Origin of the sequence: Pseudomonas sp. RHF3.3-3, from assembly GCF_048069595.1 — a bacterium.
In the GTDB taxonomy this organism is placed as follows: domain Bacteria; phylum Pseudomonadota; class Gammaproteobacteria; order Pseudomonadales; family Pseudomonadaceae; genus Aquipseudomonas; species Aquipseudomonas fuscovaginae_B.
The window spans coordinates 3,328,667-3,349,703 of the sequence record NZ_CP182250.1; the positions used below are offsets into that span (position 1 = coordinate 3,328,667).

General features: G+C 63.2%; 23 protein-coding genes and 1 pseudogene. 12 read left to right on the forward strand and 12 right to left on the reverse strand.

All coding sequences use genetic code 11. The features are described from left to right. The first annotated feature begins 263 nt into the window (after nucleotides 1-263). Both ACMGT0_RS15155 and ACMGT0_RS15160 read left to right on the forward strand, forming a co-directional pair. Nucleotides 264-1,091, forward strand: a complete 828-nt coding sequence (locus tag ACMGT0_RS15155) for an undecaprenyl-diphosphate phosphatase (protein ID WP_416773270.1) — start codon at nucleotides 264-266, stop codon at nucleotides 1,089-1,091. Then, a complete protein-coding gene (locus tag ACMGT0_RS15160) occupies nucleotides 1,088-1,522 on the forward strand; it encodes a DUF1294 domain-containing protein (protein WP_054060123.1) in 435 nt (144 codons plus the stop codon). Before ACMGT0_RS15155 ends, ACMGT0_RS15160 begins: the two co-directional genes overlap by 4 nt. Nucleotides 1,523-1,529: 7 nt before the next feature. On the opposite strand, the gene ACMGT0_RS15165 is transcribed toward ACMGT0_RS15160, so the two are convergent. Beyond that, nucleotides 1,530-1,874, reverse strand: coding sequence for an MmcQ/YjbR family DNA-binding protein (locus ACMGT0_RS15165; RefSeq protein WP_054060122.1), 345 nt, complete (start codon nucleotides 1,872-1,874; stop codon nucleotides 1,530-1,532). Nucleotides 1,875-1,885: 11 nt separating this feature from the next. Continuing rightward, the gene (locus ACMGT0_RS15170) at nucleotides 1,886-2,794 is read right to left on the reverse strand and encodes a LysR substrate-binding domain-containing protein (protein WP_054060121.1); all 909 of its coding nucleotides are present in this window, start codon (nucleotides 2,792-2,794) and stop codon (nucleotides 1,886-1,888) included. Nucleotides 2,795-2,925: 131 nt separating this feature from the next. Between ACMGT0_RS15170 and ACMGT0_RS15175 the strand changes: the two genes are divergently transcribed. Next, a complete protein-coding gene (locus ACMGT0_RS15175) occupies nucleotides 2,926-3,537 on the forward strand; it encodes an FMN-dependent NADH-azoreductase (protein WP_054060120.1) in 612 nt (203 codons plus the stop codon). Between the two features lie 246 nt (nucleotides 3,538-3,783). Then, nucleotides 3,784-4,815, forward strand: a complete 1,032-nt coding sequence (locus ACMGT0_RS15180) for an alpha/beta hydrolase family protein (RefSeq protein ID WP_273820692.1) — start codon at nucleotides 3,784-3,786, stop codon at nucleotides 4,813-4,815. A 1-nt stretch (nucleotide 4,816) separates the two neighbouring features. Here the strand turns inward: ACMGT0_RS15180 and ACMGT0_RS15185 are convergent, their stop codons facing one another. From ACMGT0_RS15185 to ACMGT0_RS15200, 4 genes and pseudogenes are all read right to left on the reverse strand, one after another. Then, nucleotides 4,817-6,010, reverse strand: a complete 1,194-nt coding sequence (locus ACMGT0_RS15185; RefSeq protein WP_054060118.1) for an MFS transporter — start codon at nucleotides 6,008-6,010, stop codon at nucleotides 4,817-4,819. Between the two features lie 176 nt (nucleotides 6,011-6,186). Beyond that, on the reverse strand, nucleotides 6,187-7,776 hold the full coding sequence (locus ACMGT0_RS15190) for an ABC-F family ATPase (RefSeq protein WP_081006056.1): 1,590 nt from the start codon (nucleotides 7,774-7,776) through the stop codon (nucleotides 6,187-6,189). Nucleotides 7,777-7,788: 12 nt separating this feature from the next. Then, nucleotides 7,789-8,014 (reverse strand): annotated as a pseudogene (locus ACMGT0_RS15195) (site-specific integrase); the annotation flags it as partial. 5 nt (nucleotides 8,015-8,019) lie between these two features. Next, on the reverse strand, nucleotides 8,020-8,538 hold the full coding sequence (locus tag ACMGT0_RS15200; protein ID WP_416773273.1) for a GAF domain-containing protein: 519 nt from the start codon (nucleotides 8,536-8,538) through the stop codon (nucleotides 8,020-8,022). 223 nt (nucleotides 8,539-8,761) lie between these two features. Between ACMGT0_RS15200 and ACMGT0_RS15205 the strand changes: the two genes are divergently transcribed. The 3 genes from ACMGT0_RS15205 (at nucleotide 8,762) to ACMGT0_RS15215 (ending at nucleotide 10,709) form a co-directional block, all read left to right on the forward strand. Beyond that, on the forward strand, nucleotides 8,762-8,944 hold the full coding sequence (locus ACMGT0_RS15205) for a hypothetical protein (RefSeq protein ID WP_054060094.1): 183 nt from the start codon (nucleotides 8,762-8,764) through the stop codon (nucleotides 8,942-8,944). Between the two features lie 221 nt (nucleotides 8,945-9,165). Continuing rightward, a complete protein-coding gene (locus ACMGT0_RS15210; protein ID WP_416773275.1) occupies nucleotides 9,166-9,519 on the forward strand; it encodes a hypothetical protein in 354 nt (117 codons plus the stop codon). Between the two features lie 41 nt (nucleotides 9,520-9,560). Beyond that, complete coding sequence (locus tag ACMGT0_RS15215) at nucleotides 9,561-10,709, forward strand: PQQ-dependent sugar dehydrogenase (RefSeq protein WP_054062288.1); 1,149 nt, start codon at nucleotides 9,561-9,563, stop codon at nucleotides 10,707-10,709. Here the strand turns inward: ACMGT0_RS15215 and ACMGT0_RS15220 are convergent. Continuing rightward, nucleotides 10,688-11,794, reverse strand: a complete 1,107-nt coding sequence (locus ACMGT0_RS15220; RefSeq protein WP_054059427.1) for a GNAT family N-acetyltransferase/peptidase C39 family protein — start codon at nucleotides 11,792-11,794, stop codon at nucleotides 10,688-10,690. The two genes, ACMGT0_RS15215 and ACMGT0_RS15220, sit on opposite strands and share 22 nt — an antisense overlap. A gap of 89 nt (nucleotides 11,795-11,883) precedes the next feature. Here ACMGT0_RS15220 and ACMGT0_RS15225 point away from each other — a divergent pair, with 89 nt between their 5' ends. Next, nucleotides 11,884-13,470 carry a RimK family protein gene (locus tag ACMGT0_RS15225; RefSeq protein WP_054062287.1) on the forward strand — a complete coding sequence of 529 codons (1,587 nt, stop codon included), beginning with the start codon at nucleotides 11,884-11,886 and terminating at the stop codon, nucleotides 13,468-13,470. Nucleotides 13,471-13,480: 10 nt separating this feature from the next. Continuing rightward, on the forward strand, nucleotides 13,481-14,422 hold the full coding sequence (locus tag ACMGT0_RS15230) for a magnesium transporter CorA family protein (RefSeq protein ID WP_416773278.1): 942 nt from the start codon (nucleotides 13,481-13,483) through the stop codon (nucleotides 14,420-14,422). An 18-nt stretch (nucleotides 14,423-14,440) separates the two neighbouring features. Here ACMGT0_RS15230 and map read toward each other — a convergent pair whose 3' ends face one another. Both map and ACMGT0_RS15240 read right to left on the reverse strand, forming a co-directional pair. Continuing rightward, entirely contained in the window at nucleotides 14,441-15,229 is a 789-nt protein-coding gene (gene map, locus ACMGT0_RS15235; protein ID WP_273820697.1) for a type I methionyl aminopeptidase, read from the reverse strand. Further along, nucleotides 15,229-15,429 carry a ParD-like family protein gene (locus ACMGT0_RS15240; RefSeq protein ID WP_054059431.1) on the reverse strand — a complete coding sequence of 67 codons (201 nt, stop codon included), beginning with the start codon at nucleotides 15,427-15,429 and terminating at the stop codon, nucleotides 15,229-15,231. The genes map and ACMGT0_RS15240 overlap by 1 nt, the downstream gene beginning before the upstream one ends. A gap of 265 nt (nucleotides 15,430-15,694) precedes the next feature. Between ACMGT0_RS15240 and ilvA the strand changes: the two genes are divergently transcribed. After that, nucleotides 15,695-16,735: a threonine ammonia-lyase, biosynthetic gene (ilvA, locus tag ACMGT0_RS15245; RefSeq protein WP_416773280.1), complete on the forward strand. Its 1,041-nt coding sequence runs from the start codon at nucleotides 15,695-15,697 to the stop codon at nucleotides 16,733-16,735. Nucleotides 16,736-16,745: 10 nt separating this feature from the next. On the opposite strand, the gene ACMGT0_RS15250 is transcribed toward ilvA, so the two are convergent. Beyond that, nucleotides 16,746-17,051 (reverse strand): NIPSNAP family protein, encoded by a 306-nt coding sequence (locus ACMGT0_RS15250; protein ID WP_416773281.1) that lies wholly within the window; start codon nucleotides 17,049-17,051, stop codon nucleotides 16,746-16,748. Nucleotides 17,052-17,067: 16 nt separating this feature from the next. Beyond that, nucleotides 17,068-17,550, reverse strand: a complete 483-nt coding sequence (eco, locus tag ACMGT0_RS15255; RefSeq protein ID WP_054059433.1) for a serine protease inhibitor ecotin — start codon at nucleotides 17,548-17,550, stop codon at nucleotides 17,068-17,070. A gap of 373 nt (nucleotides 17,551-17,923) precedes the next feature. On the opposite strand from eco, the gene ACMGT0_RS15260 reads away from it, so the two are divergent. Together ACMGT0_RS15260 and pgm are read left to right on the forward strand one after the other, a co-directional pair. Beyond that, on the forward strand, nucleotides 17,924-18,193 hold the full coding sequence (locus ACMGT0_RS15260; RefSeq protein ID WP_054059434.1) for a DUF1652 domain-containing protein: 270 nt from the start codon (nucleotides 17,924-17,926) through the stop codon (nucleotides 18,191-18,193). A gap of 164 nt (nucleotides 18,194-18,357) precedes the next feature. Beyond that, nucleotides 18,358-20,004, forward strand: coding sequence for a phosphoglucomutase (alpha-D-glucose-1,6-bisphosphate-dependent) (gene pgm / locus ACMGT0_RS15265; protein WP_054059435.1), 1,647 nt, complete (start codon nucleotides 18,358-18,360; stop codon nucleotides 20,002-20,004). Nucleotides 20,005-20,132: 128 nt separating this feature from the next. Here pgm and ACMGT0_RS15270 read toward each other — a convergent pair whose 3' ends face one another. Beyond that, the gene (locus ACMGT0_RS15270; protein WP_416773284.1) at nucleotides 20,133-20,831 is read right to left on the reverse strand and encodes a pirin family protein; all 699 of its coding nucleotides are present in this window, start codon (nucleotides 20,829-20,831) and stop codon (nucleotides 20,133-20,135) included. Between the last annotated feature and the right edge of the window lie 206 nt (nucleotides 20,832-21,037).

The following is a 21,037-nucleotide window of genomic DNA, read 5'->3' on the forward strand; positions in this document are numbered from 1 at the left end:
CCTGCTGTCATGCAGCTTATACCAGCAGGTTTAGCCCACAGTGCCCACTATGCTTATGGCTACTATCGAGGCAGCGATAAACAGGCATGTCTGATAGGATTTCGGCCCAATCTCGACAAACCTGAGTTGCTGTTTGATTTTTCAGGCATTTTTCACGGTTTGCCGACGAACTGCGCAGCAGGCTTGCCAGTGGATCGCCGAGATGGCGAATCACGCTTTTCGATTTTTGTAGGGCCTGCGGGAGCGGGCCTTGAGGGGGAATGATGGATTTTTGGACCGCCGCACAGGCGTTGATACTGGGGATTGTCGAGGGCCTGACGGAATTCCTGCCGATTTCCAGCACCGGCCACCAGATCATCGTGGCCGATCTGCTGGGTTTTGGCGGTGAACGGGCAATCGCCTTCAACATCATCATTCAGTTGGCCGCGATCCTCGCGGTGGTCTGGGAGTTTCGCCAGAAGGTCTTCACCGTGGTCCTGGACCTGCCCAGGGAGCGCAGTGCCCAGCGTTTCACCCTCAACCTGCTGGTGGCGTTCATGCCGGCGGTGATTCTCGGGGTGTTGTTCAAGGAAGTGATCGCCACTTACCTGTTCAACCCGATCACCGTGGCCTCGGCGCTGGTGGTGGGTGGTGTGGTCATCCTCTGGGCCGAGCGGCGCGAGCACACGGTGCATGCCGAAACGGTGGATGAGATCCGCTGGCAGGACGCCCTGAAAGTCGGCTTCGCCCAGTGCCTGGCGATGATTCCGGGAACCTCCCGCTCCGGTGCGACCATCATCGGCGGCCTGCTGTTCGGCCTGTCGCGCAAGACCGCCACCGAGTTCTCGTTCTTCCTGGCCATGCCGACCATGGTCGCCGCCGCGGTGTACTCCGGTTATGGTTTCCGCCATCAGTTCCAGATGGCCGACCTGCCGGTGTTCGCGGTGGGCTTCGTCACTTCCTTCGTGTTCGCCATGATCGCCGTGCGCGGCCTGCTGAAGTTCATCGCCAGCCACAGCTACGCGGCGTTTGCCTGGTATCGGATCGTCTTCGGCCTGGTGATCCTGGCCACCTGGCAGTTCGGTTGGGTCGACTGGTCGACCAAGGGATGAGCAAGCCGAACACTCCCGGCAATGGCCGGCCAGCGCCCACGGGCCGGGTCCGCCAGCTCAAGCTCAAGGTGCTGCTGGGGCTGCTGCTCTGCGTCTTGCCCGGTTTCGGCGCGCTGCGCCTGTGGCTGGGCAGCGGGACGAGTTGGCCGCTGTGGCTCTACGGCAGCGCCAGCCTGTTGGCGTTCGTTCTGTACTGGAACGACAAGCGCAAGGCGCGCAATGACGCCTGGCGCATACCGGAGAAGGTCCTGCATGGCGTCGAGCTGCTGGGCGGCTGGCCGGGGGCACTGATCGCCCAGCAGGCGTTCCGGCACAAAACCCGCAAGCTGTCGTTCCAGGTGGTGTTCTGGCTGATCGTGTTGCTGCACCAGGTTTTCTGGATCGATCGGCTGTTTCTCGACGCCACCCTGGCGCATCTGTCCTTTCTGTAGGGTAGCGCTACAGCAGCAGGCCGACCTGACTGCGCTTGGGCAGCTTGGCGACCACCAGTTGGTGGGAACGGCGCAGCAGCTCCTGCAGTTCCTCGGCGCCCAGCGGGTAGGGCGCGTTCATGCTGATCCAGAAAGCCCGCGCCAGATAGGGTGCGGGACGGATTCCGGGGCGGTCGACATAACCGAGGAACAGTTCCTTGCCAACCTTGAGCGACAGTGTGTCGCCACTCAGGTTGAGCAGCGCGAACATCTTGGTCTCGGCGATCGAGAACACCCTGACGCCGCCCCATTTGTAGTCTTCCCGTGCGCCGGGCAGGTCGAGGCAGAAGCGCGCGACGGCCTCCTGGTTCATGCTGGCTCCTTTCATAGTGCTCTGTCTCCACATTCCCTGAAGGCTTCGGCCAGGTGGTCGATCCACGCCCGTACGGCCGGCAGCAGCCCGCGACGGTGCGGGTAGACCGCCTGCAGCCAGCCGCCCGGCAGTGACCATTCGGGCAGGATGCGCACGAAGGTACCATTGGCCAGTTCTTCCTCGCAGTAGAGCATGGGCAGCACGGTGAAGCCCAGGCCGGCGAGGGCGCAGGCCTTGCGGACAATGAAGTCGTCCACGCCCAGCCGGGCTTCGAGCGCCAGCTCGCGCTTCTGCCCGCGTTCGTCCAGCAGGCTGAGATGGACCTGGCGGTCGGCCTCCAGGGCGCCGAGGGCGGGGGCGTTCAGCAGGTCGTCGACGCTGTCGATCGGGTGCTGCTGCAGAAAGGCCGGGGTGGCGAGCATGAAGGTCTGGGCCTGGCGCAGTCGCCGCGTGACCAGCGACGGGTCCTCGTCGCCATGTTCACGAACCCGCAGAGCGACGTCGATGCCTTCGGTGACCAGATCGACCCGACGGTTGACCATCACCACCTCCAGTTGCACCAGCGGGTGCGCCGCCAGGAAGCTGGCAATCACCCGGGGCATGAACACCTGGGCCAGGCCGATCGGGCACGACACCCGCAGCCGTCCACGAGGTTCGCTGGACATGCTGGCCACGGCCTCGTCGGCCATCTCCGCCTCCAGCAGCATGGCCTGACAATGGCGCAGGTAACGTTCGCCCACCGCGGTCAGCTTCAACTGTCGGGTGGTGCGCTGCAGCAGGCGGGCGCCCAGGCGCTCTTCCAGTTCGGCGATCCGCCGCGACAGCCGGGACTTGGGAATCCCCAGCAGGCGCCCGGCGGCGGCGAAACCACCGGCTTCCACGACCTTGGCGAAGTAGTAGAGATCGTTGAGGTCTTGCATGGTGTGAAGTTCCGGTCGTTCTATGGGTAGGACAATCTATCGCATTTTGAGCGGCTAATCATTTATTGGCTTCGCAAGTAGGATTATTCCAACTCGATCGCCAAGTGGCGATCCTCACTTGGAGATCCCGCATGAAACTCTTGCACATCGATTCCAGCATCCTGGGTGACAACTCGGCTTCGCGCCAACTGAGCCAAAGCGTGGTCAAGGCCTGGCAGGCCGCCGAGCCTTCGAGCGTGGTGACCTACCGTGACCTGGCCGCCGATGCCATCAGCCACTTCTCCAGCCTGACCCTGGCTGCCGGCGGCACTGCTGCCGAACTGCGCGATGCGGCCCAGCGCCACGAAGCCGAACTGAGCGCTTCGACCCTGGAAGAGTTCCTGGCCGCGGACGCCATCGTCATTGCCGCGCCGATGTACAACTTCAGCGTGCCGACCCAGCTCAAGGCCTGGATCGACCGTATCGCTGTGGCCGGCAAGACCTTCCGCTACACCGAAAACGGCCCTGAAGGCCTGGCCGGTGGCAAGAAGGTAGTGATCGTCTCGACTTCCGGTGGCCTGCATGTAGGCCTGCCGACCGGTGTAGGCCATGAAGACTACCTGAAAGTACTGTTCGGCTTCCTCGGCATCACCGACATCGAGTTCGTTCGCGCCCACGGTCTGGGCTATGGTGAAGAAGTGCGCACCAAGGCCATGAGCGACGCCCAGGCGCGGATAAACGACACCTTGTTCGCCGCCGCGTAAAGCTTTTGTAAACGCGCAAGAAACTTCCGGTAACAAACACTAAACTCTGTACTCTGATCATGATGAATGATCGGGTACGGAGTTTTTTGCGTTGTCTGCGCAGGTTTGGCCCATCTTGTGCAAAAACCATCCGCACAGGCGCTCTGGAAAACTGCGAAGAGTCGGTCGAAGCCCGGTGCAGTGCTTCAGTTTCAAGGAATGACAGAGATTTTGGTGTGTAGTGACTCGACAAAGGTGGGCATCCCGATGATGCGTCTTTGTGCAGTATTGCTGATTTGCCTGGCCGCAGGCTTCACGACGGTGCAGGCGGCTCCCGCGGCTCATTGGAGCGTGGGTTTTCATCGTCTGACGTTTCTCGATCCGCTGGATCTGCAGCCGATGAAGGCGATTGTCTTCTACCCCTCCACCGGCCGTGAGCAGTGGAGCAAGATCGGCGGCTACACCATCCAGGCCAGCGAGGACTCGCGGATCGCCATTGGCCGCTATCCACTGTTGATGCTATCCCACGGCAACACCGGCACGCCGCTGGCCCTGCATGACCTGGCAACCTCGCTGGCCCGCAAGGGCTTCGTCGTGGTCGCGGTGCTGCACCCCGGCGACAACTACAAGGACCACAGCCGGCTGGGTACCTTGAGCAACCTCTACGGCCGGCCGATGCAGATTTCCGAGGCGATCACCGCCACCCTCGGCGACCCGATGCTGTCGCCGTTCGTGGAGGCCGATCAGGTCGGGGTGATCGGCTATTCCGCCGGCGGCGAGACCGCCCTGATCCTCTCCGGCGCACAGCCGAACCTCGATCGCCTGCGGCGCTACTGCCAGGAGTTTCCGGACGACAAGGACGCCTGCACCACCAAGGGCGAACTGATCGTCGACCGCGATGACCTGCAGCCGGTGGCCGACCCACGGGTCCATGCGCTGATGCTGATGGCGCCACTGGGCCTGATGTTCGGCCGGCACACGCTGGCCGACGTGCACGTGCCGGTGCTGATGTACAGCGGCGATGGCGACAAGCTGGTGTTCCCCGACAAGAACGCCGCGGCCCTGGCGCGCAAGCTGCCGGTGGCGCCGCAGTTCAAGCTGATCGCCGGGGCAGGACACTTCGTGTTCATGGCGCCCTGCAGCGAGGAACAGCTGCACGCCACGCCGGGATTGTGTACCGACCCCGAAGGTGTCAACCGGGCGGATATCCACCGCGATCTGATCTCCGAGGCCGGGCGCTTCTTCAGCAAGACCCTGAGCGTGCCGAACCGCGCCGGCATGCAGACCGCCGATCAGTGACTCATCCGGCTGTCGGGCGCCGTGCCAGCAGCACGGTGACCGACAGGCCGATGATCGACAGCAGCGCCGCACAGCAGAAGATCCACGCATATCCCAGGTTCAACGCGACCGCGCCCATGAGCGGGCCGGCGATCGCCAGCGCCAGGTCGAAAAACACCGCATAGGCACTCAACCCCGCGCCGCGGCTGCTGGTGGGCACCTGGCGGATGGCTTCGACGCCGATGGCCGGGTACACCAGAGACAAGCCGAACCCCGCCAGGCCCGCGCCGGCCAGCGCGAAGCCGGTGGAGGGTGACAGCCAGAGCAGCACCAGGCCGAGGGTTTCGATGCTCATGCAGGCGATGGCCACCTTGAAACCGCCGAATCGGTTGATGCTGCCGATGAAGAACAGCCGCGCAAGGATGAAGCAACTGCCGAATACGGTCAGGCAGTAGGCGGCGCCGGTCCAGCCGCGGCTGAGGTAGAACAGGGTGATGAAGGTGGTAAGGGTGCCGTAGCCGATCGACGCCAGGGTCAGGCTGGTGCCGTAGGGGGCGATGCGGCCGAACACCGCCCGGAACGGCAGGCGTTCACCGCGGATCACCGGTACCGAGGGCTTGTTGCGGATCAGCAGCAGGGCGCCGGCGGCCAGGGCCGACAGGGCGATGCCGAGGCTGGCGAAACCGTAGTCGGCGACCATCAGTACCCCCAGTGGCGCACCGATGGCGATGGCGCCGTAGGAGGCGATGCCGTTCCAGGAAATCACCCGCGCGGTCTGGTCGGCGCCGACCTGGCCGATCCCCCAACTGATGGTGCCGACGCCGATCAGGCCCTGGGCTGTGCCGAGCAGCAGGCGCCCGAGGATCAGGATGATCAGGCTCGCCAGGGGCCACTGCTGGATCAGCGTCGACAGCAGGGTCAGTCCGCCGCTCAGGCAGATGCCCACCAGTCCGTAGATGATCGCGCGCTTGGTCCCGACGCTGTCGGCCATGCGTCCGGCCATGGGGCGGCTGAGCAGGGTAGCCAGGTACTGCGAGCCGATGGTCAGGCCGGCGATCACCGCACTGAACCCCAGCTGTTCATGCACATAGCCGGGCAGTACCGCGATCGGCAGGCCGATGCAGAGGAAGGCGACGAAGGTGTAGAAGACGATGGAGACGATTTGCAGGGTGACGGTCAGGTTGCCGGGCTGGCGGGGCGGTTGCTGGGCTGACATGGAGGCTCGTTCGCGGGCGGGCGGTTGGAGAACTCCATCATGGCGGCATGCCGGGATAAATGAAAGCAGGCTAACTAATTTTTGCGGCGTCCTCACCGCGATTGGGCAGCCAACGGTCTTTGACTCATCAGTGCATAACCGCTGCCACGGGGAGCATGGCAGCGGTCGGGAGCCTCTTAGAACAGCACGCCCTGGCTGCGCAGGTAGTCGTCGTAGGTGCCGCTGAAGTCGGTTACGCCATTCGGGCTCAGCTCGATGATGCGCGTAGCCAGGGACGAGACGAACTCGCGGTCGTGGCTGACGAAGATCAGCGTGCCCGGGTAGTTTTCCAGCGCCAGGTTGAGCGCCTCGATCGATTCCATGTCCAGGTGGTTGGTCGGTTCGTCCATCACCAGCACGTTGGGCTTTTGCAGGATCAGCTTGCCGAACAGCATGCGGCCCTGTTCACCCCCGGAGATGACCTTGACCGACTTGAGGATCTCGTCGTTGGAGAACAGCATGCGGCCCAGGGTGCCGCGTACCAGTTGCTCGCCGCCCTGGGTCCACTGGCTCATCCAGTCGAACAGGGTGACGTCGTCTTCGAAGTCATGGGCGTGGTCCTGGGCGTAGTAGCCCAGTTCGGCCGATTCGGTCCACTTCACGCTGCCGGCATCCGGGGTCAGTTCGCCCATCAGCGTGCGCAGCAGGGTGGTCTTGCCGATACCGTTCGGGCCGATGATCGCCACGCGCTCGCCGGCTTCGACGGTGAAGCTGAAGTCCTTGAACAGCGTGGTACCGTCAAAGCCCTTGGCCATGCGCTCGACAGTGACTGCCTGGCGATGCAGCTTCTTGGTCTGTTCGAAGCGGATGAACGGGCTGACGCGGCTCGAGGGCTTGACCTCGGCCAACTGGATCTTGTCGATCTGCTTGGCCCGGGAAGTGGCCTGCTTGGCCTTCGAGGCGTTGGCCGAGAAGCGGCTGACGAAGGTCTGCAGCTCGGCGATCTGGGCTTTCTTCTTGGCGTTGTCGGCCAGCAACTGCTCGCGGGACTGGGTCGCGGCAGTCATGTATTCGTCGTAGTTGCCCGGGAACAGGCGCAGCTCGCCGTAGTCCAGGTCGGCCATGTGGGTGCAGACGCTGTTCAGGAAGTGCCGGTCGTGGGAAATGATGATCATCAGGCTGTTACGCTGGGTCAGGATGTTTTCCAGCCAGCGGATGGTGTTGATGTCCAGATGGTTGGTCGGTTCGTCGAGCAACAGCACTTCCGGATCGGAGAACAGCGCCTGGGCCAGCAGCACCCGCAGCTTCCAGCCGGGAGCGACTTCGCTCATCGGGCCGAAGTGCTGTTCCAGGGGGATGCCCAGGCCCATCAGCAGTTCGCCGGCGCGGGATTCGGCGGTGTAGCCGTCCATTTCGGCGAATTCGGTTTCCAGCTCGGCGACGGCCATGCCGTCAGCTTCGGTCATCTCCGGCAGCGAGTAGATGCGATCGCGCTCGGCCTTGACCTTCCACAGCTCCTCGTGGCCCATGATCACCGTGTCGATCACGGTGAATTCCTCGTAGGCGAACTGGTCCTGGCGCAGTTTACCCAGGCGCACGTTGGGCTCCAGCATGACCTGGCCGCTGGACGGCTCGAGGTCGCCGCCGAGGATCTTCATGAAGGTCGACTTGCCGCAGCCGTTGGCGCCGATCAGACCGTAGCGGTTGCCGCTGCCGAACTTGACCGAAACGTTCTCGAACAGCGGCTTGGGGCCGAATTGCATGGTGATGTTAGCTGTGGAGATCAAAATACTTACCTATCAATAGCTTGCGCAGCTGGATCGTTCAGCCGATACCGACTCGATACCAATCTTGAGTCTTTCCAGCCCGCTCCAGTCGGAGCTTGAGTTGGACCAACAGGCATGGGGCGACAGCAGCATCTGCAGGCTGTGGCCCAATGGTTGGGCGATGAATGCGGGGGTTGAGACCGGACATTGCGCCTATTGTCGCATAGGTGCGATGACAGTTGTACGCCGGTCTGCGCCTGAACGTCATCCGGACGGCGTTGCGCCCGGCTCGACCAGGTTGGAGAAGAAGATGCAGCCCACCAGGCGCGCGAACAGTCCCAGCGTCTCGCCGACATCGGGGTCCTCGAGGGGCACCGCCGTGGAGTCCAGGGCGCACAAGGCGCCGTACATTCGGCCATCGGGCAGGAAGATCGGCACGCCTGCGTAGCTTTCCAGCTCGAACCGCTTCACGATCGGCCTGATCGCGAAACGCTCGTGCTTGCTGATTTCGGGCACCAGCAGCGCCTGCGGATTGAGCTTGAATTCGTTGCAGATGGTGGTTTCCACCAGGGCGCTTTCACCGAGTTCGATGCCCAGGTTGCTCGGATCGTATACGGAGCAGGTGATCCATTCGGTGTCCGTGAACTTGGCGATGGCGGCGAAGCGCATCTGGGTGACGCGGGTGACCAGCCGCAGGATGCTGGTGGTCGCCTCGATCTCCGCGATGGCCGCCCGTTCCTCCGCGCACAGGTATTGGTGGGGTTGCAGCGGGCGGTTGTTCATGAGGGCGTCTCCACGAGGCAGGGGTGCTGATGATTTCATCATCCCCAACGGCGGTTCCTGCCTGCTCGCGGCGATAAATGTCTAAACGCCATCATCGTGCGGGACTTATCGTTCCAATACAACCCCCGTCCGGCGCCCGACATACGGAGGGGCCGTTGGCGCCAGGCGGGTGTATGGTGGCGGGGCAACGCCTTGGATCTTTGGACGTGAAAAGGAGGTGACCATGAGCGTTTCCCAGCTCTTGAAGACGCATGTCAACGGCTATGATGTGATCCGCGTTGGCGGTGGCCCCTGGAAGGTGTGCACCGGGACCGATCGACTCGGTTCGTTCCAGACCCGGGAAGAAGCGATGGCCTATGCGGTATCGCTGCCAATGCACAGGGTGCGTCAACCCGCCAATCAGTAGCAACCGGCGAGGCTCCCGGGGGCCTGGAGGCGCTCGGGAGCCGACGAGAGGGTTGCGCCAGCAGTCCAGTTCCACCCCCGGGTGGCCTGTGGCTTTCGCCGAAGGGGCGCCGGACGCGGCGCTGAAGCATTCTGTCATATGAAATTTCCCTCAGGTTCGAACCTGCGGGCCAGGGTGCTATCCAATCAAGGGAATGAATCTATCGCATCAGGAGAGGCGTCATGAACAGAGTGGTAATCGGCCTGGCACCCTGGTTGGCAGCCGGCCTGTTGACCGTCGCCATTCCCGCCGTTGCGGCGTCCCTGGACGGCGGCCGGCCCGCCGCGCTGCAACTGGCGCAGAACCTGCCCAACAGCGACAACCCCTACAACAGCCCGATCCGGCGCGCCAACCCCAACAGCCGCCAGGGCTCCGAACCCAGCACGCCGCCCCTGCGCGGGCCCAACACGCTGCCGACGCCGCGTCCCTCGACCATCGAGAACGGCGCGATCGGCAACGGCTACCCACGCCAGCAGCAGGCACCGATGGCGGTGCCGATCCAGCCGGGTACCCGCACTCCGAACACGCAGCGTTGAACGTTGCCGTGGCCCTTCTTTATCCCCGTAAGGAACTGTCCATGTTGCGAAAAAATCTGATAGCCGCGCTTTGCGCCGGCGCCTTGCTGAGCCTGCCGCTGCAGCCGGCCCTGGCGGCGCAGACGGTCGACTCCGAGCTGGGGCCGGTCACTGCCACGCAGATCGTTGGCGGCCTGGAGCATCCCTGGGCGCTGGCCTTCCTGCCGGACAAACAGGGCATGCTGGTCACCGAACGTCCGGGGCGGCTGCGGGTCGTGAGCCCCGACGGCAAGCTCTCGGCGCCGTTGGGCGGCGTTCCCGAGGTTTGGGCCAAGGGCCAGGGGGGCTTGCTGGACGTGGTGCTGTCGCCGTCGTTCAAGGAGGATCGCCTGGTCTATCTGTCCTATGCCGAAGGCGGTGGCGCAGGCGGGAAGGCCGGCACGGCGGTCGGGCGTGGGCGGCTGTCGGCGGATCTGAAGCAACTGGTCGACTTCAAGGTGATCTTCCGCCAGGAGCCCAAGCTTTCGGAGGGCAACCACTTCGGTTCGCGCCTGGTGTTCGACCGTGATGGCTACCTGTTCATCGCCCTCGGCGAAAACAACCAGCGCTCGACCGCCCAGGACCTGGACAAGCTGCAGGGCAAGGTAGTGCGGATCTTCCCCGATGGCCGGGTGCCCGACGACAACCCCTTCGTCGGCCAGCAGGGGGTACGCCCCGAGATCTGGTCCTTCGGCCACCGCAACCAGCAGGGCGCCGCCCTCAATCCCTGGACCGGTACCCTGTGGACCCATGAGCACGGGCCCCGTGGCGGCGACGAGATCAATATCATCGAGCGCGGCAAGAACTACGGTTGGCCGCTGGCGACCCATGGCATCAACTACTCGCTCCAGCCCATTCCCGAGGCCCAGGGCAAGACGGTCAAGGGCACCGTGCCTCCCCATCATGTCTGGGAAAAATCCCCGGGCCTGAGCGGCATGGCTTTCTATGACGGCGACCGTTTCCCGAAATGGCAGCACAACCTGTTCATCGGCGCGCTGGCCGCCGAGGAACTGATCCGCCTGCAGTTCGATGGCGACCAGGTGGTGCATGAGGAGCGCCTGTTGAGTGGGTTGAAGTCGCGCATACGCGATGTCCGCCAGGGGCCGGACGGCTATTTGTATGTACTGACCGATGCCGATGACGGCGCACTCTACAGGGTCGGCCTGGAGTAGAGGATCACCGCGGCCCGCAGCTTGCGGTGGCCGAAGGCGCTCATCTTGTCGAACTCGCCGTGGCTGACCGGCAGATGCTGGCAGTCCAGCGGCTGGCGATGCTGGCTGTGGTCGACATCCGGGTCATGCAGGTAGACGAACTCCTCGTCGCAGTCGGTGACGATCACCCAGTGCGGTGCCTTGGAGCGGGTCAGGCGGTAGCTGCTGATCAACACCAGTGGCTTGCCGCCGGCCGCCAGCAGGCGGGGCAGGTCCAGGGTGCCAGCGAGCACCTGTTCGACATCGGTCGCTCGCAGTTCCTCTTCAAAGCCGTCATGCACCAGGCGCATGACGGCTTTTTTATGCGCATTGCGCACGCCGTCGAGCAGCAGGGGGCCATCGATGCTCACTTGCAGGCGTACCGCGAAACCGCGCCGCCAGGCCGCCAGCGCCAGGCCCTGGGGGCTGCAGCCGCCGTGGCCGGAGGTCATGAAGACGGTGGTCGCCTCGCGCCAGAGCTGTACCTCCTCGCGCCGAGTGGCCGGGCGTTCGGGCTGCAGGGCCGCCATCGCCATCAACAGGCAGGCCGGGCCGCAGGTGAACTCGGTGGTCTGGGCGTAGTAGGGCACCTGGGCCTCGCGCCTGGCCGGATGGTGCAGGATGCGCTTTTCCAGGCGCAGGGCATCGGCGTGGTCTTCGTAGTAGTCGTTGATCAGGCCGAAACGGCGATAGCCGTTGTGCTCGTACAGGGCGATCGCCGCGCCGTTGTCGGTGCGGACCTCCAGTCGCAGGTAGGCGCAATCGTGGTCCAGGGCGCAGGCTTCGCTGCGCTGCAGCAGTTGCCTGCCCAGGCCGATGCCGCGGGCGTGGGGCGCGATGGCGATGGAGTACAGGCGTGCCAGGGACGTCCCGCGATGGAACAGCAGCAGCGCATAGCCGGCCAGCCGAGCGTCGGCCTGCTGGGCGACGATCAGCCGGGCATGGGCGCGATTGATCATCCAGTGGAAGCTGCGCGCAGTCAGGCGGTCGCTGGTGAAACAGTGCTCCTCCAGTTGCAGCAGGGCGGGCAAGTCATCGGTTGTGGCAGGGCGAAAGACAAGATCCATATAACCACCGTAAAAGTTGCGTAACGAAACGGGACTTTCCCGAAACTTCGTGCTTAATAGAAAGTGTCTTGTTCAACGGATCTATCTCTATGTCAGCGGTGCAAGGTGATTGGCGCGAAGTATCCGATCAAAGTTTTCCGGTAGCAATATCCCCAGAAACTTATTTGTCCTTGTCGAATAATCTGGGCAGTCAGCTGGTTATTATTGTCGAACGCAAGGAAGACTGGGCTTCGTACTTTCCCTGCGAGGATATCGTCACGGCCCAGGAGTACCTCGAACAGTCCCGTGCCGGTGAGCCGGGCAAGCGCGTGCAGGTGATCAACCTGTGTCGCAGCTACAAGTACCTGGGGCACGGCTACTACTGCTCGTTGCTGGCCGAGGCGCGTGGGCATCGGGTCATTCCGTCGGTGAAGACCATCAGCGAGTTGGCCCGCAAATCCCTTTACGGGTTAGCCCTGGATGATCTGGACAAGACCCTGGACCGGGCATTGGGTGATCATCTTTATCGTGATACCGAAGGTTTTACCCTGACGCTGTATTTTGGCAGTACGGTTATCGAGCCCTTGCAGGAACTTGCCCGGCAATTGTTTGAAGTATTTCCCTGTCCTCTATTGCTGGTGGACTTCAAGAAGACCAATGGTTGGCATGTCGAAGGCGTAAAGGCCGGAACGCTGCACAAGTTGCGTGATGACCAGGAAGACCACTTTGCCCAGGCGCTGGACGGTTTCAGTCGCAGGATCTGGCGCCTGCCGCGCTCGCGTCGCCTGGCCCGCTACGACATGGCGATCCTGCATGATCCCCAGGAGGCCCTGCCGCCTTCCAATGCCCGTGCGCTGGAGAATTTCATCCGGGTCGGCAAGGGGTTGGGTATCGATGTCGAACTGATCGGCAGGAAGGACTACGGGCGGATCGCCGAATACGATGCCCTGCTGATCCGTGAGACCACCAGCGTCGACAACCACACCTACCGGTTCGCCAAGAAGGCCGAGAGCGAGGGCGTGGTGGTGATGGACGATCCGGCGTCGATCCTGCGCTGCACCAACAAGGTCTACCTGACCGACCTGCTCAAGAGCCATGGCCTGGGCATGCCGGCGACCGAGATCCTGTACAAGGAGCGACCGGAAGATTTCGAGCGGGTGGGGGAGCGTCTGGGCTTTCCGCTGGTATTGAAGATCCCCGACGGCTGTTTCTCCCGCGGTGTGATCAAGGTCGAGAGCCAGCAGGCCTTGCTGGAGGCGACCGCCGAACTGTTCGAGCATTCGGTGCTGTTGCTGGCCCAGGAATTTTTCTACACCGAGTACGACTGGCGCATCGGGGTGCTCAATCGCAAACCCATCTTCGCCTGCCAGTATTTCATGTCCAAGGGACACTGGCAGATCTACAACCACAAGGCCAAGGGCCAGGACGTCAACGGCGAATGCCGCACCCTGGCGATTCACGAGGCGCCGCGGGCAGTGGTCGACCTGGCGGTCAGGACGGCCAATCTGATCGGCGACGGGCTGTATGGGGTCGACCTCAAGCAGTCCGGCGACAAGGTGGTGGTGATCGAGGTCAACGACAACCCGAACCTGGATGCCGGGATCGAGGATGCCTACCTGCAGGATGACCTGTATGGGCTGGTGCTCGAGGAGTTCATCCGGCGCCTTGAGCTCAAGCGTCGCGGCCAGGCCTGGTAGGAGGGCGGCGATGATCAGGCGTTTCGAATTGCGGCAGGGGGCCTTGCAGGCTGTCGCGCACCTGGAGGCCGCGGTGATGTTGTTCTGCAACCCCGATGCGGTCGAGCGGGAACTGCTGCGCAGTCATTTCAAGCTCGACGAGCATGCCCTGGCCTCGGCCCTGGACCCGGACGAGATCTCGCGTATCGAGTTCCACCCGGACAACCTGTTCCTGATCTGGAAGCGCCCGCTGAACTACTCGGGAGCGGACAGCCTGTCCTTCGAAGTGTCCTCCTGCGGCCTGCTGCTGTGCGAGGAGCGCCTGCTGGTGATCGCCACCGATGCCTCCCAGCTCGATGGCCTGGGCAGCCACAAGGCGCTGAACACGCCGCTCGACGTGCTGCTGGAGATGCTCTTCAACAACATCCACCACTATCTCGGGCACCTGAAGGTGATCAAGCTGGTTGCCCGCGAGCTGCAGCAGAAGTTCTATGCCTCGATGGAAAACCGCCACCTGATCCAGATGTTCAATCTCAGCGAGAGCCTGATCTATTACATCAATGCCCTGCACAGCAACGGCGCGGTGCTGACGCGGCTGCGCAATCATGCGCAGAAGCAGGCCTTCGGCGAACAGGCGATCGGCCTGATCGACGACCTGATCATCGAGAACAACCAGTGCTACAAGCAGGCGGAAATCTACTCCAACGTGTTTTCCGCGCTGATCGATGCCCGTGGCAACCTGATGAACAACAGCACCAATGGCCTGTTGCGCAAGCTGACCCTGATCAACGTGGTATTCCTGCCGCTGAACCTGATCGCCAGCATCGGTGGCATGTCCGAATACAGCATGATGACCGCCGGCACGCCGTGGTGGGTATCCTACCCGTTGTTCCTGCTGGCGATGCTGGCGGGGGCGGGGTTGATGGTCGTGGGGCTCAATCGTCTGGCCGGGAAGGCTGACCGCGTCAGTTGATCGCGTTTGCGTGAGGTTTCACTGAGGTGTCGGACAATCCTGAAGTTCCGGTTGCAGGGTCAGCACCTCGAAGCCGTCACGGGTCACCGCCACGGTGTGCTCCCACTGCGCCGACAGGCTGCCGTCGCGGGTCACCACGGTCCAGCCGTCCTTCAGGCCACGAGTGCGTGGGCTGCCCTGGTTGAGCATCGGCTCGATGGTGAAGACCATGCCTTCGCGCAGCACCAGGCCGGTACCCGGTCGGCCGAAGTGCAGCACCTGCGGTTCCTCGTGCATCTGCCGGCCGATGCCGTGCCCGCAGTATTCGCGCACGACGCTGTAGCCATTGCCTTCGGCGTGTTTCTGGATGGCATGGCCGATATCGCCCAGGCGTGCGCCGGGGCGTACCACCCGGATACCTTCCCAGAGCGCCTCGAAGGTCTTGTCCACCAGACGCCGGGCCTTTGGGCTGACGGCGCCGATCAGGTACATCTTGCTGGAATCGGCGATGAAACCGTTCTTTTCCAGGGTGATGTCGATATTGACGATATCGCCCTCGTGCAGGATCGCCCGGGCGTCGGGCATGCCGTGGCACACCACTTCGTTGATCGAGGTGTTGATGGAGTAGGGGTAGTCGTACTGGCCCTTGCTCGCCGGGCGGGCCAGCAACTCCTGGCGGATGAAGGTCTCGACCCGCCGGTCCAGTTCCAGGGTCGACAGGCCGGCGGTCACCAGGCCGTCGAGCATGCTGAAGACCTGCGCCAGCAGGCGCCCGGCCTCGCGCATCAGCGCCAGTTCGGTTTCGCTCTTGATCAGGCCGACGGACATCAGCTGCGCCCCCGGATGAGATCGTCCCGGTTCAGCAGCAGACGATTGACCAACTCGTTGTAGCCCAGTTGCGGGTTGAGTTCAGCCAGCAGGCCGAGCTTGATCCAGAACTCGGCCTGGGCGTTGATCGAGCGGTCCATGGCGGCGCTGGCCATGCGGACCTGTTCATGCAGTTCATCGGAGATCTTGACGATACCCATGGGGTTCTCTTGAGGAAGTTGATATACGAAGCGTATATGTTTCGTATATCTCAGGCAAGCCACGGCGAATTTTCCCCATTGACTTGTCCATCGCTCCCGGATAGTTTCGGGCCATGACCTACGTCCACGTTCTGCCTCAGCCAAGCATTATTATTATCGCCATTCCTTATCCGGCGGGCTGAGCTGCACCTGTTTACCCAAACCCGCCTCCGAGGCGGGTTTGTCGTTTCTGCCTCCGAGGTCAAGTGCCAACCCGGAGAGCCAGATGAACACCGATACCGCCAGCCAACACGCCAACGTCGATGACGAACTGCTGGGCCGCTATGTCCGCAGGATTCTTGCGGCACCGGTCTACCATCAGGCGATCTGCACGCCCCTGCAACCGGCCCCGGCGTTGTCGGAGGCATTGGGCAACCAGGTGCTGCTCAAGCGCGAGGACTTGCAACCGACCTTTTCCTTCAAGATCCGTGGTGCCTACAACAAGCTGGTGCAACTGAGCGAAGCCCAGCGCAACTGCGGGGTGATCACCGCATCGGCGGGCAATCATGCCCAGGGCGTGGCCCTGGCGGCGCGTACCCTGGGGATCAAGGCGACGATCGTCATGCCCACCAGTACGCCCGAGCTCAAGGTGCAGGGTGTGCGCAGCCGTGCAGCCACGGCGGTACTGCACGGCGACAGCTTTCCCTTCGCCCTGACGCATGCCTTGGCCCTGGCGCAGGAAAAAGGCTACACCTTCGTCTCGCCATTCGACGATCCCGAGGTGATTGCCGGCCAGGGCACGGTGGCGATGGAACTGCTCAACCAGCACCAGGGAACCCTGGACGCGATCTTCGTCCCGGTCGGTGGTGGTGGCCTGATCGCCGGGATCGCCGCCTACGTCAAATACCTGCGACCGCAGGTGCGGATCATCGGGGTCGAGTCGGAGCATTCCAATTGCCTGCAAAGGGCCTTGCAGGCCGGCGAGCGGGTGGTGTTGCCGCAGGTCGGGACCTTCGCCGACGGGGTGGCGGTGGCACAGATCGGTGCGTACGGCTTCGAGATCTGCCGGCGGCATGTCGACGAGGTGATCACGGTCAGCAATGACGAGTTGTGCAGCGCCATCCGTGACATCTATGACGATACCCGCTCCATCACCGAGCCGTCGGGCGCGCTGGCGGTGGCCGGGATCAGGAAGTACGTGGCGGGTAGTGGGGCCCGGGGGCAGACGCTGGTGGCGATCAACTCCGGTGCCAACATCAATTTCGACAGCCTGCGCCATGTGGTCGAGCGTGCGGCCCTGGTCAGGCCGCAGGCGATTCCTGCCTGAGCGGGCTGGCTCAGGACAGCAGTGGGCGCATGAAGCTGCGCTCGTAGCTGAGAATGAACTTCTTCTCCACCACCGAGGCGACCAGGGCGGTGCTCTCGGGGTCGCTGAGGGCCGCCTGGCGATAACGTTCGTACTCGGCCAGCGAGCTGAAACTGAACAGGCAATAGGCGATATTGCTCGCGCCCTCGCTGGGCAGGAAGTAGCCGTGGTGGGTACCGCCCAGGCGTTGGACGATACCGATCCAGGCCTTGGAATAGGCCTCGAACTCAGCCAGTTGATACGGATCGATGACGTATTTGACGTGGCAGGTGATCATCGGCTGGCTCTGCGGGTCATTCGCTGACGGCTTTCTTGATCAGCTTGGACGGGCTCCAGATCCGGTAGCGGATCTGCACATCGTCCGGCGCGTAGATCACCAGCGGCAGCTTGCTGTTGTAGCGCAGCATGTAGCCGTTGCCGACGACCGGAACGAAGTCCTTTTTCGGCTTGGTGCCGGGCGGGCAGGCCATCAGGGTGGAAACCGGGCCGCTGACGCTTTCCAGGCGATAGTAGGCATAGCTCCAGCCTTCCAGGTTTTTCTCGTCGAGGTTGCCGGTCAGGCGTTTCTGGTTGCAGTCGACGGGCAGGACCTTGCCGGCGATGATCTCGACCCGGTGGTCGGAGTCCTTGGTCATTTTCGGCACACGGATGACCGTGCGAGTGAAGCCGTCTTCCGCCTTGGGGAAGGGCGCCAGGTCCGATTTGTCGGCGGCGACCGCACTGGCGGCTGTGGTCATGGCCAGCAGGAAGGTGGCGGCGATGGTCGTCGAATTCATGAGCTTTCTGTGCCCTGGGGTCAGGAGGGGTCGTGCCCTCGGTGGAAAGATACAACGCGGGTGGTCCGCACCGTTTTCACGGTGCAACCGCAAACAACTGGCGAAGATAAGGGCAAATGCCGCCTCGGCAAAGGTTTTTTCTTGCCGGCCGAATAGCGGCATTTCGCTATTAACTCGACCAGTGGTGCGCCTGTCGGACGAACAGCGCTCACGCATGGCGGGGAAACGGCCTAGTCTGTGTTGGTGCACCCGCCTTTCAGGATAGGACAGGGCGGTGGCGCTTGCAGGGCTTGTGATGTGTGAACCCTCCGCAGGCGGTCGATGACCGTCCCGGCTTCGAAACTGGCAGTCTCATATAACGGAGAGAGTCGCCATGCTATCGCTATCGTCGCTTGAATTACGCAATATCATTGAAAGCAGCTTTCTGCCGACGCGCTGCCAGTGCAGTGTCGGGGCGGATGAATCCCTCACCGTCAAGGTGTTCGACAGGAAATCCGAGCGGGTGGACCTGATGGTCACCGGCATCTGCGCCTCGAAGCTCGATAGCAGCCGCGCCATTTCGGAGCTGATCGCCAAGCTGCGCCATGACCTGCAATACAGCCAGGGTGGCGGCCATCAGCAGGAGCGGGCGAGGGCGTCCTGACGCCGGATTCGCGCTGCACGACTCTCCCTCCCGCGCCCCCTTTGCCCGAAGGGGGTGCCTCTCATAAAAATCTTTCCCGCCACGGGATAGATAGCTTACCGGCGGTGTCGAACTGCCAGTAAACTGCGCGCTTTCCCCGTACCCTTCACTTCCAGAGGTTTTGCATGACACTCAGTCCTTTTGCGGGCAAACCGGCACCGGCACAGTTGCTGGTAGATATCCCGCGACTGGTATCGGCCTACTACACCGGCCAACCCGATGCGACGATCTCCACCCAGCGTGTCGCCTTCGGTACCTCAGGACATCGGGGCAGCTCGTTCGAGCTGAGTTTCAATGAATGGCACGTCCTGGCCATCAGCCAGGCCATCTGCCTGTATCGCCAGGCCCAGGGGATCGACGGTCCGCTGTTCGTCGGTATCGACACCCATGCACTGTCCACCCCGGCGGGAGCCAGTGCCCTGGAAGTGTTCGCCGCCAATGGCGTGGAAACCATGATCGCCCAGGGCGACGAGTACACCCCGACGCCGGCGGTGTCCCACGCGATCATCTGCTACAACCGCGGTCGCACCCGTGGCCTGGCGGACGGCGTGGTGATCACCCCGTCCCACAACCCGCCGGAAAGCGGCGGCTTCAAGTACAACCCGCCCAATGGCGGCCCGGCCGATACCCATATCACCAAGTGGATCGAGGCCAAGGCCAACGAGCTGCTGGCCGACCAGGTGGCCGGGGTCAAGCGCATCAGCTACGCGCGCGCGCTCAAGGCCGCCACCACCCACCGCCATGACTACCTCAACAGCTATGTGGCGGACCTGGCCAATGTCATCGACATGGATGCCATCCGCAGTGCCAATCTGCGCCTGGGCGTCGACCCGCTGGGCGGCGCCGGCGTGCGCTACTGGTCGGCGATCGCCGATCACTACCAGTTGAACCTGGAGGTGGTGAACACCCAGGTCGATCCGACCTTCCGTTTCATGAGCGTCGACTGGGACGGCAAGATCCGCATGGACCCATCCTCCAGCCATGCCATGCAGGGCCTGATCGGCCTGAAGGAGCGTTTCGACGTCGCCTTCGCCTGCGATCCCGACCATGACCGCCATGGCATCGTCACCCCCTCTGGCGGCCTGTTGGCGCCGAACAACTACCTGGCGGTGTCCATCGACTACCTGTTCCAGAACCGTCCGCAATGGCGCGCCGAGGCGGCCGTGGGCAAGACCGTGGTCAGCAGCGGCCTGATCGACCGCGTGGCGGCGCGCCTGGGCCGTCGCCTGTACGAAGTGCCGGTGGGCTTCAAGTGGTTCGCCGACGGGCTGTTCGACGGCTCCCTGGGCTTTGGTGGCGAGGAGAGTGCCGGTGCGTCGTTCCTGCGCAAGGACGGCAGTGTCTGGTCCACCGACAAGGACGGCCTGATTCCGGGGCTGCTGGCGGCGGAGATGACCTCGCGCAGCGGTCGTGATCCGAGCCAGATCTTCCGTGGCCTGACCGACGAACTGGGCGAACCGTTCTCCGTACGGGTCGATGCCGCTGCCACGCCGGCGCAGAAAGCGCTGCTGGGCAAGCTGTCGCCGCAGCAGGTGAGTTCGACCCAGTTGGCCGGGGAGCCGATTCGGCAGATTCTCAGCCATGCGCCGGGCAACGGACAGGCGATTGGCGGTCTGAAGGTCATGACCGAGAACGGCTGGTTCGCCGCGCGGCCATCGGGCACCGAGGATATCTACAAGATCTACGCCGAGAGCTTTATCGGCGACGATCACCTCAAGCGCCTGGTGGAAGAGGCGCAGGTGCTGGTGGACGGGGCGATTTCCCCGGCCTGATGCCTGTGCCCGTTCGCGGCTGAATCCGGCCCCCACAGTGGATCGGGGCGCACACATATTTTGTGTACTGCACAGAACCTGTGGGCGTCGGATTCAGCCGCGAAAGCGTCGGTACAGTCACCGCCGCCTCAAGCCACATCCACCAGGATGATCTCGCTGTCCTGCAGCGCGGTGACCCGCAGCACCTCTTCCTCGGCCACGGCCACGCCATCGCGGGCCTCGGCGCGCAGGCCGTTGACCTCGATCACCCCGGTGGCTGGCACCAGGTACGCGCGGCGAGCGCTGCCCAGAGGGTACTCGGCGCTTTCGCCAGCCTTGAGGTTGGCCGCCACCAGCCGTGCATCGGCGCGGATCCGCAAGCTCTGCTCATCACCCTCCCGGCCGCTGGCCAGGGTCACGAAGCCTTCGCCACGCTCGCCCTTGGGAAACGGCCGGGTGCCCCAGGAAGGCGCCGCACCGGCCTGTTGCGGGATGATCCAGATCTGGAAGATCTTGGTCGGTGTCGACTCCAGGTTGTACTCGCTGTGGGCGATGCCGGTGCCGGCACTCATGACCTGCACATCGCCGGCCTCGGTACGGCCCTTGTTGCCGAGGTTGTCCTCGTGGCTGATCGCGCCCTCACGCACATAGGTGATGATTTCCATGTCCCGGTGCGGATGGGTCGGGAAGCCGGTGCCGGGGGCGATCACGTCGTCGTTCCAGACCCGCAGGTTGCCCCAGTGCATGCGTTGCGGATCGTAGTACTCGGCGAACGAGAAGTGGTGGTGTGCGTTCAGCCAGCCATGATGGGCCCCGCCCAGGCTGTTGAAAGGTCGAAGTTGCAGCATGATTCTGCTCCTGTTCAGGTTCGTCGCGGGCTGGTGTCGCGATGACCGGTGGTTGATGGACTCATCATCGGTCAAAGCAATATCGATAAAAAGCGTAAATTGTTCTTCATAATGATCGATTTAATCGATTATTGGTCAGTGGCAGAGTGATGTCTGTTCTTTCACTTCGTCATCTAAATGGCTGATTGAAAAGCAATTGACTAGAA